Source organism: Rhodobacter capsulatus (assembly GCF_005144475.1).
Lineage (GTDB): Bacteria > Pseudomonadota > Alphaproteobacteria > Rhodobacterales > Rhodobacteraceae > Rhodobacter > Rhodobacter capsulatus_C.
The window spans coordinates 1-13,667 of sequence record NZ_SWJZ01000038.1 but is presented as its reverse complement, the minus strand read 5'-3'; the positions used below and the strand labels follow the sequence as shown (position 1 = coordinate 13,667).

At 67.2% G+C, this 13,667-nt stretch carries 13 protein-coding genes and 4 pseudogenes; 14 read left to right on the top strand and 3 right to left on the bottom strand.

The genetic code is table 11. The annotated features are described in order from the left end of the window. Positions 1-2: 2 nt before the first annotated feature. Positions 3-773, bottom strand: coding sequence for an AfsA-related hotdog domain-containing protein (locus FBT96_RS09910; RefSeq protein WP_136906188.1), 771 nt, complete (start codon positions 771-773; stop codon positions 3-5). A 245-nt stretch (positions 774-1,018) separates the two neighbouring features. Between FBT96_RS09910 and FBT96_RS09905 the strand changes: the two genes are divergently transcribed. The 9 genes from FBT96_RS09905 to FBT96_RS09865 all read left to right on the top strand — a co-directional run bounded on the left by FBT96_RS09905 (position 1,019) and on the right by FBT96_RS09865 (position 8,156). After that, positions 1,019-1,297: an SH3 domain-containing protein gene (locus FBT96_RS09905; protein WP_136906186.1), complete on the top strand. Its 279-nt coding sequence runs from the start codon at positions 1,019-1,021 to the stop codon at positions 1,295-1,297. Between the two features lie 142 nt (positions 1,298-1,439). Then, a complete protein-coding gene (locus tag FBT96_RS09900) occupies positions 1,440-1,898 on the top strand; it encodes an NUDIX hydrolase (protein WP_136906184.1) in 459 nt (152 codons plus the stop codon). Between the two features lie 305 nt (positions 1,899-2,203). Continuing rightward, complete coding sequence (gene bioB, locus FBT96_RS09895; RefSeq protein ID WP_136906182.1) at positions 2,204-3,151, top strand: biotin synthase BioB; 948 nt, start codon at positions 2,204-2,206, stop codon at positions 3,149-3,151. After that, on the top strand, positions 3,148-4,281 hold the full coding sequence (locus tag FBT96_RS09890) for an aminotransferase class I/II-fold pyridoxal phosphate-dependent enzyme (RefSeq protein WP_136906180.1): 1,134 nt from the start codon (positions 3,148-3,150) through the stop codon (positions 4,279-4,281). The genes bioB and FBT96_RS09890 overlap by 4 nt, the downstream gene beginning before the upstream one ends. Beyond that, positions 4,278-4,895, top strand: coding sequence for a dethiobiotin synthase (gene bioD, locus FBT96_RS09885; protein ID WP_136906178.1), 618 nt, complete (start codon positions 4,278-4,280; stop codon positions 4,893-4,895). The genes FBT96_RS09890 and bioD overlap by 4 nt, the downstream gene beginning before the upstream one ends. Then, positions 4,892-6,163: an adenosylmethionine--8-amino-7-oxononanoate transaminase gene (gene bioA / locus FBT96_RS09880; RefSeq protein ID WP_136906176.1), complete on the top strand. Its 1,272-nt coding sequence runs from the start codon at positions 4,892-4,894 to the stop codon at positions 6,161-6,163. The genes bioD and bioA overlap by 4 nt, the downstream gene beginning before the upstream one ends. Next, on the top strand, positions 6,163-6,759 hold the full coding sequence (locus FBT96_RS09875; RefSeq protein WP_136906174.1) for a pimeloyl-ACP methyl esterase BioG family protein: 597 nt from the start codon (positions 6,163-6,165) through the stop codon (positions 6,757-6,759). Before bioA ends, FBT96_RS09875 begins: the two co-directional genes overlap by 1 nt. Next, entirely contained in the window at positions 6,756-7,484 is a 729-nt protein-coding gene (locus tag FBT96_RS09870; RefSeq protein ID WP_136906172.1) for a methyltransferase domain-containing protein, read from the top strand. Before FBT96_RS09875 ends, FBT96_RS09870 begins: the two co-directional genes overlap by 4 nt. A 42-nt stretch (positions 7,485-7,526) precedes the next feature. Then, positions 7,527-8,156 (top strand): GntR family transcriptional regulator, encoded by a 630-nt coding sequence (locus tag FBT96_RS09865; protein WP_136906169.1) that lies wholly within the window; start codon positions 7,527-7,529, stop codon positions 8,154-8,156. A gap of 59 nt (positions 8,157-8,215) precedes the next feature. Here FBT96_RS09865 and FBT96_RS09860 read toward each other — a convergent pair. Continuing rightward, positions 8,216-8,493: pseudogene (locus tag FBT96_RS09860) on the bottom strand (integrase core domain-containing protein); the annotation flags it as partial. Between the two features lie 128 nt (positions 8,494-8,621). Here FBT96_RS09860 and FBT96_RS09855 point away from each other — a divergent pair. From FBT96_RS09855 to FBT96_RS09840, 5 genes and pseudogenes are all read left to right on the top strand, one after another. Continuing rightward, positions 8,622-8,948: pseudogene (locus FBT96_RS09855) on the top strand (IS110 family transposase); the annotation flags it as partial. Positions 8,949-9,469: 521 nt separating this feature from the next. Continuing rightward, the gene (locus tag FBT96_RS09850; protein ID WP_346655939.1) at positions 9,470-9,730 is read left to right on the top strand and encodes a helix-turn-helix domain-containing protein; all 261 of its coding nucleotides are present in this window, start codon (positions 9,470-9,472) and stop codon (positions 9,728-9,730) included. Then, positions 9,651-10,869: pseudogene (locus FBT96_RS09845) on the top strand (HipA domain-containing protein); the annotation flags it as partial. The gene FBT96_RS09850 and the pseudogene FBT96_RS09845, both read left to right, overlap by 80 nt. 48 nt (positions 10,870-10,917) lie before the next feature. After that, the gene (locus tag FBT96_RS21450; RefSeq protein WP_283234925.1) at positions 10,918-11,049 is read left to right on the top strand and encodes a hypothetical protein; all 132 of its coding nucleotides are present in this window, start codon (positions 10,918-10,920) and stop codon (positions 11,047-11,049) included. Positions 11,050-11,563: 514 nt separating this feature from the next. Further along, positions 11,564-13,147, top strand: a complete 1,584-nt coding sequence (locus tag FBT96_RS09840; protein WP_136906164.1) for an ABC-F family ATP-binding cassette domain-containing protein — start codon at positions 11,564-11,566, stop codon at positions 13,145-13,147. 319 nt (positions 13,148-13,466) lie between these two features. Here FBT96_RS09840 and FBT96_RS09835 read toward each other — a convergent pair. Further along, positions 13,467-13,667, bottom strand: a pseudogene (locus FBT96_RS09835) (ornithine cyclodeaminase); the annotation flags it as partial.

Below are 13,667 nucleotides of genomic sequence, written 5' to 3'. Positions count from 1 at the left end.
GCTCAGGCCTCGGCGCGTGTCAGTTGCGCCTGCGCGGACCGACGTTCCGGCTTGGCCACGGCCGCCGCCTGCGCGCCCAACGCGGCTTCCACCGCACGCTGCGCCAGTTTCCGCTCTTTCGGCGCCAGAACCTCCGCATCGAAGATCGTGTAGCTCACCTCGGACACCGCCACACGCCCTTGCGGCTGGAAGATCTCGATCTGCGCGGCGAATTTCACCCGATCGCCGCGCTGGGGCGTCGCCTCGGTCACCGTCTGGCGCAGCCGCGCGGGCAACGGGAAGGCAAATTGCTCGAACCGGGTTTCGATGCGATCAAAGACGACATAGCCGTTCCGCGGCACGCCCAGATGGGCATATTGCGTTTCCCCCACCGCAATGAACATCTGCCGCGTCGCTTCGATCAGAAGCATCCCCTGCAAATGGCAGCCCGTCACATGATCGGACATGATCTCGTTGCGGTCATCGACCAGAAGATCCGCTTCGAAAATGTCCGCATCCACCGGGCGGGGATGAGAAATGAGCCGATTTTCAATGCGATGCTTGTGCGAGACCTCGCGGCTGGCCCGACGTTCGCCGGTGCCCTCGCGCCGGATGCGCAACCCGGAGGCGACCCCCAGCAAAGTCACGATCTGCGCGTCTTCTTCCGACACGCCCTGCCCCAGATACATGTCACCGGCCGATCCGGCGACAAAGGCCTCCAGCGCGTCCCGCGCCAGAAGCGCATCGGTCGCCTGCGCAAATTCGCGGAACCGGTTCCCTACAACAAGTTTCATGCAACTCTCCCATACGTTGCCAAATCGATAATTCACTCGCCCGATCCCTCGGACAATCGCTTCTTACGTTAGGTGTAGATTTAAGGCAAGAGATTCGTTGCGCGGCGCAGGTGCGGACGGCGTGCCAAGCGGCCGGTGCCTGCGGGCGGGATCGCCCCGCCCCGGCCCTGACGCGGCCGGGCGGCTCTGCGCTGTCCTTCGGCGCGGCGGTGTCGTATGGAGGACGAAACGAGTCAGGACAGATCATGCGACTTCATTTTGCGGCTCTCTTCGCCCTCATCCTCGCGGCCGGATGCGCGGTCGGAACCGGCGCGGTGGTCAAGGGGGCCGGGCCGGATGATCTGCTCAAGCTGCGCGAGGGCCCGGGCCTCAACTCCCGGATCATCATCGGCCTGCCCGATGGCACGCGCCTGACCCGTCAGGCCTGCGTGACACGCAAGGGCAAGGTCTGGTGCCGGGTCTTCCTCACCGACAAGCCCGGCATCTCGGGCTATGTGTCGGCGGAGTATCTGGCGCATCGCTGACAGCGGTCTTCGGCCCGCGCCGCCGGTGAAACGCGGGCCGACACCGCCGAAAGATTTGCCAATCCCGGCCGGATGCGCTGTCCTGCACGCGGCCCCGTTTCCGTCGGGCAGGGTCGAACCAGTCTTTGCCAGAGGGTTACGCATGGCAGCGGAAAAGCACGGCATCGAGCCCGCGCAAGCGGCCCGCCGTCCGATCGTCGCGACGATCGCAACGGTTTTCAAGGCGGGGCATGTGCTCCTCGTGCGGCGCGCAAACCCGCCCGAGGCCGGCACCTGGGGTTTTCCCGGCGGCAAGGTGGAGCTTGGAGAGTCCCTTGAACAGGCCGCGCTCCGCGAGCTTTTCGAAGAAACCGGGATAGATGCGACGGCGCGGAAGGTTTTCACCGCGGTCGATGCGTTCGATCGCGACGAGACCGGCGCCCTGCGTCATCACCATGTCCTGGTGGCGGTCCTGTGTTCCTGGGTCGCCGGAGAGCCGGTTGCCGGGGATGATGCCCTTGAAGTCCGGTGGGTTCCGCTCCATGCGCTCGAGACGGGGGATCTCGACCTCAGCCGCGATGTCGCCAGGCTCGCCCGGCTGGGGGCGGACATCGCCACATGACCTCGGCGTCAGCCAATTCCTGCGCGGGGTCTGCGGCCGCGCTTTTGTCAGGCGCAGATCTGCACGGTGATCACCACCTCTGACGATGGCAAGCGCCGGTGCCGATCCGGCCGCCGGTGCCGGATTATATATTATAGTCAGGAGAGGCGCAGGACCGGTGCGGGCAGGATCGGCGAAAACACAGGCAAGTGCCTGACAGGAATAGGGATAAATTCAGGGCCGGGCGGCAGGATCATAGATAGCTTTCAAAATTGAGGCCGCGGCGGATTTGCGATCCCCTGATCTCGACAGCCAGGAGGATCGCCATGCAAAGCCCAGCCCAAGACCTTTACACCCTGCCGCTGATGGATCTTCTGTTCCGCGCGCAAAGCGTGCATCGGCAGAATTTCGACCCGAACCGCATCCAGTGCGCCAAGCTTCTGTCGATCAAGACCGGCGGCTGCGGCGAGGATTGCGCCTATTGCGCGCAATCGGGGCGCAATGGCTCGAAACTTTCCGCCGCGAAGCTGATGGAGGTGCAGAAGGTTCTGGCCGAGGCGCAAAAGGCCAAGGAGGCGGGGGCCACGCGCTATTGCATGGGCGCGGCCTGGCGTTCGCCCAAGGCCCGCGACATGCCCGCAGTTCTGGCGATGGTCGAGGGGGTGAAGGCGCTCGGGCTGGAAACCTGCATGACGCTGGGCATGCTGGATGACGCGCAGGTGCGGCAGCTGAAGGCCGCGGGGCTGGATTACTACAACCACAATATCGACACTTCGGAGCGCTTTTACCCCTCGGTCATCTCCACCCACAGCTTTGCCGACCGGCTCGACACGCTGGACCGCGTCCGCGCGGCGGGGATCAATGTCTGCTCGGGCGGGATCGTCGGCATGGGCGAGACCGCCGAGGACCGCATCAGCATGCTCCAGACGCTGGCCGATCTGCCCGAGCCGCCGCAGTCGGTCCCGATCAACATGCTGATGCCGATGGCCGACACGCCCTTGGCCGATGTCGCGCCGCTCGACCCGATCGAGATGGTCCGCACCATCGCCACCGCCCGGATCCTGATGCCGAAATCCTACGTGCGGCTTTCGGCCGGGCGCAGCGCGATGTCGGACGAGCTGCAGGCGATGTGCTTCTTTGCCGGGGCGAATTCGATCTTCGTCGGCGACACGCTTCTGACCGCCGAAAACCCCGATGACAGCGCCGATGCCCGGCTGTTCGCCAAGCTCGGGTTGCAACCCGAGGCGGCGCGCGCCTGCGGGGATGCGGCATGAGCCCTTATCCCCGCCATGCCGAGCGCCTTGCCCGCATGGCCGAACGCGGGCGGGCGCGGGCGCTGACCCCGGCGCGGGGGCTTGATTTCGCCTCGAACGATTACCTTGGCCTGCGGGCCTCGGCGGATCTGGCGCAGGCGGTGGCCGAGGCTTTGGCGCGCGGGGTCGCCGTGGGGGCGGGCGGATCGCGGCTTCTGCGCGGCAATGACCCGGAATTTGTCGCGCTGGAGCATGAGGCCGCCGCGTTTTTCGGCGCCGAGGCCTGTCTTTTCATGGGCGGCGGGTTTCAGGCCAATCAGGCGGTCTTTGCGACGCTGCCGATGGCGGGGGATCTGGTGCTGCATGATGCGCTGATCCATGCCAGCGCGCATGAGGGGCTGCGGCTGGGCGCGGCCGAGGCGCGCAGCTTTCGCCACAATGACCCGCAGGATGCGGCCGATCAGATCCGGCTCTGGCGGGCGGCGGGTGGGCGCGGCCGGGTCTGGATCGCGCTTGAGACGCTTTATTCGATGGAGGGCGATTTCGCCCCCGTGGACGATTTCGCCGCCCTTGCGCGGCGCGAAGATGCCGTGTTGATCCTGGACGAGGCGCATGCGACCGGGCTTTACGGCCGCGACGGGCGCGGTCTGGCGCCCGAGACGGGCGATCTGGCGCTGATCGTCGTGCATACCTGCGGCAAGGCGCTTGGGGCAAGCGGCGCGCTGGTCTGCGCCGATCGGGTGGTGATCGAGACGCTGGTGAACCGCGCCCGGCCCTTCCTCTATGCCACCGCCCCCTCGCCCTTGCTGGCGGCGGCGGTGCGGGCGGCGCTGCGGCTCTTGCCCGCGCGGCCCGGGCTGCGCGCCCATGCGGCGGCCCTGCGGGCGCAGGCGCAGCTGCGCGCGGCACAGATCGGGCTGGACCCGGGGCAAAGCCAGATCCTGCCGCTGATCCTGGGCACGGATTTCGCCGCGCTGCAGGCCGCGCAGGCGCTGCACCAGGCGGGGTTCGATCTGCGCGCCATCCGCCCGCCGACCGTGCCCAAGGGCACGGCGCGGCTGCGCCTTTCGCTCACCGGCGGGTTGCAGCTTTCCGACATTGACGCGCTGTTCGACGCGCTGGCCACCCTGCGGATCGGGGGCCTGCGATGACCTCTGCCCTGGTGATCACCGGCACCGATACCGGCATCGGCAAGACCGTCTTCAGCGCCGGGCTGACGCTGGCGCTGCAGGGCACCTATTGGAAACCGGTTCAGGCCGGGCTGGCGGAGGAGACCGACCGCGAGACGGTGGCGCGGCTCACCGGCTGCCCGACCCTGCCCGAGGCTTACCGGCTGCGCAGCCCGGCCTCGCCGCATCTTGCCGCGGCGCTCGACGGGGTCGAGATCGGGCCCCTGCCCCTGCCCGATCTGCCCGGCCCGCTGGTCATCGAGGGGGCGGGCGGCGCGCTGGTGCCGCTGGCCGGGCGCAGGCTTTACGCCGATCAGATGGCGGACTGGCAGGCGCCGGTGATCGTGGTGGCGCGCACGAGCTTGGGCACGATCAACCACAGCCTTCTGACGATCGAGGCGTTGCGCGCCCGCCGCGTGCCGGTGCTGGGCGTGGCCTTCATCGGCGCGGAGGTCCGCGACAGTCAGGACACGATCTGCCGTCTGGCCGGTCTGCCCGCGCTTGGCCGTCTGCCGCACCTGCCCGATCTGAGCCGGGCGACGCTGGCCAAGGCCTTCCGCGGCATCGACCTGACAATGATCCGGGGGGCGCTGTGACCGACGATCTGGCCTTTGATGCCGCCCATGTCTGGCATCCCTACACGGCGCGGTTCACCGCCGCGCCGCAGCACAAGATCGTCGCCGCCAAGGGGATCTGGCTGACACTGGAAGATGGGCGGCGGATGATCGACGCGATGTCGTCCTGGTGGTGCACCGCCTTCGGCCATGCGCCCGAGCCGCTGGTGAAGGCGCTGCAGGATCAGGCCGCGACCCTGCCGCATGTGATGTTCGGCGGGCTGACGCATCGCCCCGCCATCGAGCTGACCCGCCGTCTGGTCAAGGCCCTGCCCGAGGGGCTGGATCAGGTGTTTTACTCCGACAGCGGCTCGGTCGCGGTCGAGGTGGCGGTGAAGATGGCCATTCAGGCGCAGCTGGCGCAGGGGCGGCGGGGGCGCACCCGTCTGGCCACGGCGCGCGGCGGCTATCACGGCGACACCTGGACGGCGATGAGCCTGTGCGACCCGGAGGCCGGGATGCATGCCCATTTCGGCCGCGCCATCGCGCCGCAACATTTCGTCGCCCGCCCGCCGGTGGCCTATGGCGCCGACTGGCCGGACGAGGGCCGGCTGAACGGTCTGGCCGAGGTCGAAGCGCTTTTCGAGCGGCATGGCGATCAGATCGCCGCCTTCATCCTCGAGCCGGTGGTGCAGGGCGCCAGCGGGATGCATTTCTACCACCCCGCCTATCTGCAGGGTCTGCGGGCGCTTTGTAACCGCCATGACATCGCGCTGATCTTCGACGAGATCGCCACCGGTTTCAGCCGCACCGGCAGCGATTTCGCGCTGCACAAGGCCGGGGTGGTGCCCGATATCCTTTGTCTGGGCAAGGCGCTGACCGGCGGGATGATGAGCCTTGCCGCGACGGTCGCAACCCGCGATCTGGCCGGGCGCGTGGGCGCCTTGATGCACGGGCCGACCTTCATGGCCAATCCGCTCGCCTGCGCGGTGGCGGCGGCGGCGATGGATCTGTGGCAAGGCCACGACTGGTCGGCCGAGGCGCGGCGGATCGAGGCGCAGCTCACGCAAGAGCTGGCGCCTGCGCGCGGGTTTGCGGGGGTGGCCGATGTCCGCTGTCTGGGCGGCATCGGCGTGATCGAGATGAAAGCCCCCCTGCCGCTGGACCCGATCCACCGCTTTTGCGCGCAAACCGGCGTCTGGCTGCGCCCCTTCGGCCGGCTTCTTTACGCGATGCCGCCGCTGACGATCGGGCCGGACGATCTGAGCCGCGTCAGCGCCGCGATGCGGATGATCGCCGGGGGGCTGTGATGCGGGCAGACTGGCTGCAACGGCGGGGAAGCGCGGATCTGATCCTGGTCTTCGCGGGCTGGGCGGTGGGGCTCGATCCGCTCCGGCATCTGAGTGGCGCGGCGGATGTTCTGGTGCTGTCGGATTATCGCGACGAAACCCTGCCAAAGGCGCTTTGGACCCCCTCCAACCGCCTGACCGTCGTCGCCTATTCGATGGGCGTGGCCGTCGCCGCCCGGCATCTGCCGCGGCTGCGGCCAGAGCGCGCCGTGGCGATCTGCGGCGCCCCCGATCCGCGCGCGGTGATCGGCCCCGCGGTCTATGACGCCACCCTTGCCGGGCTGAGCCCGCAGAGCCTTGACCAATTTTCCCGCCGCGCCGGGGCCGCCGTGCCGTCCGGGGCCGAGATCGCGGCCCTTGCCGCGGAACTGCGCGCGCTGGCCAGCCGCCCGGCCGCCCCCGCCCCGGCTTTCGACCGTATCCTTGCCGCGACCGGGGATCGCATCTTTCCCCGCGCCGCGATGGCCGCCGCCTGGCCGGGCGCAGAGATCGACTGGATCGCGGGCGGCCACAGCCCCTTCGCCCGCTGGCGCGACTGGCAGGAGATCACCGGATGATCCCGCGCATCGCCACGGGCTTTGCCCGTCATCTGGCAAGCTACGGCACCGCCGCCACGGCGCAGGCGCAGATCGCCGACCGGCTGGCGGCCCGGATCGCACCGCTCGTCGCCCCCGCGGCGCGGATGCTGGAACTGGGCCATGGCACCGGGTTTCTGACGCGCCAGCTTGCGCGGCTTGCCCCCGAGGAGATCTGGCTGAACGATCTTGTCGCGCCGCCGCCCGTGCTGCGCTGGCCCGATGCAACCCGGGTGCAGGCGCTGCCCGGCGATGCGGCGGCCTTGCGCTTTCCCGCGGAGCTGGATCTGATCGCCTCGGCCTCGATGCTGCAATGGCTTGCCGATCCGGCGGCACTTCTGCACAAGTCCGCCCGTGCGCTGCGCCCGGGTGGCATCTTGGCGGTCAGCAGTTTCGGGCCGGGGAACTTTCCCGAACTGGCCGGGCTGGGCCTGCCGCCCGGGGCACCCGGCTATCGCGATGCCGACGGTCTTTGCGCCGATCTGCCCGCGGGGATGCAGGTCCTCGCCGCCTGGGACGAGAGCCTCGAACTGTCCTTCCCCGACGCCCGCGCGCTGATGGCGCATCTGCGCGCGACGGGGGTGAACGGGCTGCGGGCGGGCCATCTGTCGGCGCCGGGCCTGCGCGCGCTGATGCGGCAGATGAACCGGGCCGGACCGACAACTTTGACCTATCGTCCGTCTTACTGTATGGCGCGCAGGTGCTGACCGGCGCTCTCGCCGTTGAAATCCCTTCGGATCCCGCCTTTCATGCCCGTTTCGCCCACCCCGCAGCTGATCGCCGACGAAATCGCCCGCCGCATCATCCGCGGCGAGCTGATCGCGGGCGAGCGTCTGCGGCAGGATTATGTGGCGGCGGAATTCGGTGTCAGTCACGTCCCCGTGCGCGAGGCGCTGCTGAAGCTTGCCGCGCGCGGGCTGGTGGTGTCGCAACACAACAAGGGCGTGCAGGTTGCGCCGCTGGATCCGCTGGCGCAGCGCGAGCTGAAACTGATGCGTCTGGCGCTGGAGCCGCTGACGCTTCTGCATTCCGTCCCGCATCTGACCTCTGCGCAGGTGCGCGAGGCCGACCGGCTGCGCGAGGCCTGTGATCAGGCGTCCAACATCTATGACTGGGAGGAGATGAACCGCGCCTTCCACATGCAGATCTACGCGGCCTGCGAGATGCCGCGGCTGCTGGAAACGGTCGAGAACATGCAAAATCTTGCGGCGCGTTATATCCTTATCCACTACCGGGCGCGCTGGCGCCCACGGATCGACAACGATCACCATGGCATCATGGCCGCGATCCGCCGCCGCGACGCAAAGGGCGCCGCCGCGATCCTGGAACGTCACCTGCAGCGTTTGAGCCAGGATCGGGGAACGCCCGGGGCGTCATGACGTTGGAAATTCCCTGCGCGGGCCATCCTCCTCATTTTAACAAGGGAGAGAAGTCGACTTCAGGCAGCCATCGTCAGTTTCCGGGCGGGTGTCATGCCGCCGACGCCCATGTCGCGGCGCTCGTTGGGGTAAGTCCATAGCCAGTCGGTTGCGATCTGCTGCGCCTCCTCGATGGTGTCAAAGATGTATTGGTCGAGCCAGTCATCGCGGACGGCCCTGTTGTAACGCTCGACATAGGCGTGTCTCACTGTGGCTTGCCGGGCTGGATGTGGTTCAGCGCAATGCCCTGCTTCTCGGCCCAGCTGATCAGCGTGGAGCTGATGTATTCCGGGCCATGGCATGTCGGGAATGACACGCTGTTGAAGGTTCTGGCCGCCTGCGCAGCCTCCCAAATTGCGCGAGCCAGGCGGTCATAGCCGGGTCTCTATGGTGGTTTTGCGAACCACACCACAGAGGAGACCGGCCATGACCAAGGGTGAGCATGCTTCGGGTGCCCGTGTTCTGGCAGGCATCGGCCTTTCCAAACCCCGGCACGAGGTGCTGATTGCCGTCCCGGGCAAGAGGCGCCGCCGACGCCTGACGATCACCAACAGCACCGATGACTTCATGCGCCTGATCGCGATCTTGCAGGAATACGGCCTGCCAGCGCGCATCGGTTTTGAAGCCACCGCCAATTATCATCGCGTGCTGATGTATCATCTGGGCGTCGCCGGGTTCGACCTGAAGCTCGTGTCCTCGGTCGCTCTCGACCGCACACGCGAGACGCTGCACAACAGCTGGGACAAGAACGATCTGGGCCGTGACCGGGCCGAGGTCGATCAGCACGCCTTTGCCCGCGATCACTTCAATCTGCTCTTTGGCTTTTTGCAGGCGCGCAAGATCGAGGCGGGCTTGTCCAGCCTCACGGCAGAAACGCGGGCCTTGTCGAAGGCGCAGGAGGCGGCCTTTGCGCTGACGCAAGCGCTGCGCGCGGTGCGCGACACGGGCGAAGCGGGCCAGCGGCTGATCGCGGAAAGCGGTGCGCTGCCCGACCCGCGCCTTGACGGGATGGGCGCCAGTGCCAAGGTCCAAGATGCGCAGCGCGTGCGGGTGGCGGCGCAAGACGATGACCCCGAGGGCGTTATCGAACCCGGCTGGCGCGTCACGGTCATCGCGTCTCTCACAGCGAAGTTGCCGGGGATCGGGATCCATGCGGCGGTTGCGGTCGCGGGGATCTTTATCTCCCAAGGACGATATGCCCGAAATATCGCCACCAAGCGATAAGGTCGAAAATTAGCCCGCAGACGATATCTCGATTATATTGCCTCTGGGCTATGCCTGCGGCCATGAGTGAGTCGCCCACGCATTGTATCCGAAGTCTGCGGCAAGCCGGCTTCGCCCTGCGCGCCCGGAGGCGCGCGTGCAAGATGACGCAAAAGGACCTGGCCGCCGCCACCGGAACGGCGCAGTCGACGATCTCGGACATCGAAACGGGGGGCGTGTCTGTCAGCCTCGATGTCTATCTGCGCTTGCTCGAAGCGCTTGGGTCTGACCTTTCGGTCAGCGATCGTCTTTCCGATCGGGATCGGTTCTGACATGGCAAGACCAGCACGCCTTCGACAGGGGGGGCGGCGCTCGAAGACCGCCGTCTGGTATGATCGCGCAAGGGTTGGCCTGCTTGTCAGGGCGTCGGATGGCGGCATCCGCTTCAGCTATGACCCCGCCTGGCTTCACTCAGATCTGGCCTTTCCGGTCGCCAATGTCCTGCCGCTGACACAAGGCACGTGGCGCGGGGATCCCGTCATCGCCGCTTTCGACAACCTGCTTCCGGATGCCGAAGGCGAGCTGCGGGAAAAGATCGTCGCGCGCCTCGGGGCGCCCGGCAAGGACGTCTTTTCGCTCTTGTCGATCCTGGGGCGCGATTGTGTCGGTGCCCTGCAGTTCTTGCCGCCCGAGGAAGAGCCCGCCGATCAGCACATGCAGTTTCGTGAAATTCCCGAAGCCGAGATGGTTGCGGATCTGAAAAGCCTTGCCGCGGCCCCGCTTGCGCGGGGCGCGGACGACGATTTCAGGATCTCGATTGCCGGGGCGCAGGAAAAGACCGCCTATCTTCGTGTCGGCGCGCATTGGGCGAAGCCACGCGGCATCACGCCCACGAGCCATATCTTCAAGACGCCGACAAGCATTCTGCCCGGACCTGACGCGATCGACCGGAGCGACAGCGTCGAAAACGAGCTGTTCTGCATGACGCTGGCGTGCGAGATCGGCTTGCCCGCCGCGTCCGTCGCCAAGCTGGTCTTGCCCGGGCAGGTGGCCCTTGCCGTCGAGCGCTTCGACCGGATCTGGCGGGGAGAGGTTCTCAAGCGCCTCCCGCAGGAAGACCTCTGTCAGGCGCTGGGATTTCCGTCGTCGCGGAAATATCAGGGGGCCGGGGATACGCGAGATCATGGAGCTGTTGCGGGAATCCGATGATCCGGGGACGGACCGGGAAACCTTTTTTCGGGCACAGATCTTTTTCTTCCTGATCGGTGCCTCGGATGGGCATGCGAAGAATTTCAGCTTGCGTCTCGGGCGCCGTGGCCGGTTCAGGCTGGCACCGCTTCATGACATCCTGAGCGTCGCGCCGGTCGTTCAGGCGGGGCGTCTGCAGCGCGAGCGCTATCGTCTCGCAATGTCCATCGACGGCCATTGCCGCATCGATGAGATCGTCCCGCGTCATTTCGAGGCTGAGGGAAGGGCATGCGGCTTGCCCAAGGGCCGGGCGCTCGAGCTGCTTTGGGACATGACGGATCGTCTTGGCGGCGCGCTTGCATCCGCGGCGCTTGCGGTCGGAGATCAGGGTCCGCGCGCGCTGATCCATGCGATCTCGACCGATGCGATGGGGCGGGCGGCCCGGGTCCGCGCGATGATCTGAGGACCGGGCGTTCGGTTCCCTGCGCAGCATGCGGCGAGGCCAGGCAAACGGAAGAAGCGATGGTCGCGCGGCTGATCCTTGGCGGGGAGGATCGCCCAGGCTTTGAGGCGCAGCAGGGTCACGTGCTCGACCGAGGATGTCCTCATGACCGAGGGGGACAACACATTCCTGCGCCCCTTCGGCCTGCTGCCGGTTTCGTGGACAACGGGTTAAGCTAGCATAGTGCGGGCCTCGAACTCGATGGGGCTGATGTAGCCCAGTTTCGAATGCCGTCTGCGCGGTTTGTAGAAGCTTTTGACGGCGAGATCCACGGCGGCTCCGCGCGGCGCGGCCGCTGTCTTCCGCCTCTGGTGCCGGTCTTCGGTTGCTGCGGATCGACGCCACAAGTCCCTTCTTGTGAACGGATGCGAAGGCCCCTAAATTGAAAGGCATCGCAGCCCGGGGGACGCCTTCGACATGGACAGGATCTTCGCCGCCTTCCCCCCTTTGGTGTCGCTGCGAGAAGTCCTGTCCCATGCCTGCACATGTTTCGCTTTCCGGCCTGTCCTGGGTCACCCCTGACGGCACGCCGCTTTTCTCCGACCTGACCCTGACCTTCGGCTCCGAGCGCACCGGCCTTGTGGGCCGCAACGGCACCGGCAAGAGCACGCTTCTGCGGCTGATCGCGGGGCAGCTGCGGCCGGCCTCCGGTCAGATCCGCGTGACGGGGTCCATGGCCATGATGCGTCAGGAGGCGATGGAGCACCCGGACGAAACCATCGCGGATCTCTTCGGCGTGCAGGCGGCGCTTGACCTTCTGCGCCGTGCCGAGGCGGGTGCGGCGCGCCTTGAGGATCTGGCCGCAGCCGATTGGACCTTGCCCGCGCGGATCAATGCCGCGCTGGCCAACTGCGGTCTGGCGATCGCGCCACAGACCCGGCTTGCCACGCTTTCCGGCGGAGAGCGCAGCAGGGCGTCTCTTGCGGCGCTGCTCCTGGCGGAGCCCGATTTCCTTCTGCTGGACGAGCCGACGAACACCCTCGACCGGGGCGGACGCAAGGCGGTGATCGATCTTCTGCGCGGCTGGAAAGGCGGGGCAATCATCGTAAGCCATGATCGGGAGGTGTTGGCGGAAATGGATGCCATCGTCGAGCTCACGCCGCTTGGGGCGACCCGATATGGCGGCAATTACGCCGCCTTTCGGCAGCAAAAGGAAACCGCGCTGGACGCCGCGTCGCGAGACGTAAGCCATGCCGAAAAGACCCTCTCCGAGGCGGCGCGGCGCGCACAACAAGCGGCCGAGCGCAAGGCCCGCAAGGACAGCGCCGGACGCAAGGCAAGGGCGAAGGGCGATCAGCCGAAACTCCTCATGGATGCCGCCAAAGAGCGCGCCGAAGCCTCGGGCGGCGCGGGGGCGCGCCTGCACGAAGCCCGACACCACGCGGCGACAGAGACACTTGCCGCCGCGCGCGAAAAGATCGAGGTGCTGGAGCCCTTTCGCATGCAGATCGCGCCGACCGGTCTGCCTTCCGGCAAGACCGTGCTGCGCTTGGACCATGTGACGGGCGGCCACGATCCGGACCGTCCGGTGATCCGCGATCTGTCATTCTCCGTCACCGGCCCCGAACGGATCGTCATCGCCGGACCGAATGGCAGTGGCAAGACCACGCTTCTCAAGCTGATCACCGGCCAGCTTACGCCGCAGGGCGGACGGGTGGACCTCCTCGGCACATTCGCCATGCTGGATCAGCATGTTGGCTTGCTCAAGGCCGACCTGCCCCTGCGCGAGAATTTCCTGGGGCTGAACCCTGCTGCAACGCCGCATATGGCGCATGCGGCCTTGGCGCGGTTCGGGTTCCGCGCCGAGGACGCGTTGCGCCGCGCAGCGGATCTGAGCGGGGGCGAGCGACTGCGGGCGGGTCTCGCCTGCGTCCTTGGCGGCACGCCGCCGCCCGCGCTTCTGATCCTGGACGAGCCGACCAATCACCTTGATCTTGACGGCATCGGCGCCCTGGAAGCGGCATTGACGGCATATGACGGGGCGGTGCTGGTCGTCAGTCATGACCCGGAATTCCTCAGATCGCTCCGACCGGACAGGACTATTGACCTGAAGACATGACCTCCGCCGCGTTGAGTCGCTCTCCGGTGGCCCCAGCGCACGGCGGTTCTCACCAGCTTCTGCAGGGGCGACACTGCAATCTTTCGGTGCGGAAATCTGCGCGCCGTGCAGCTGGTGCCGGGCCGCACCAGGATTGAAGCCTGGCACAGGACCCGGGCGCGCAGGCCAATGCCATGAAGTCCCTGAAAGGGTCATTCGAGCGTGTCGCCGCGAGAGGCGTTCTCAGCGCGACGCCTGGCGCGGTCGCTGAGGAAAGAAAGCCGCTTCACTGCGGCGCGCCCCCCGCCCCCGATCCGCGGGCCTGCGGCCGTTTTCCGGCTCACTTTGCCCGATCGAGCATGCCGAACAGGTCGCGGGGGTCATCGGGGTCGGCGAGCATGTCGAGCGGCTCGAAGAAATCGGTGCCCCTGATGCGCTCCTGCACGAAGCGCAGCGCCGAGAAATCCTCGATCGCGAACCCGACCGAATCGAACAGCGTGATCTGCCGCGCGTCGCGCCGCCCCGGCACCTCGGCGCGCAT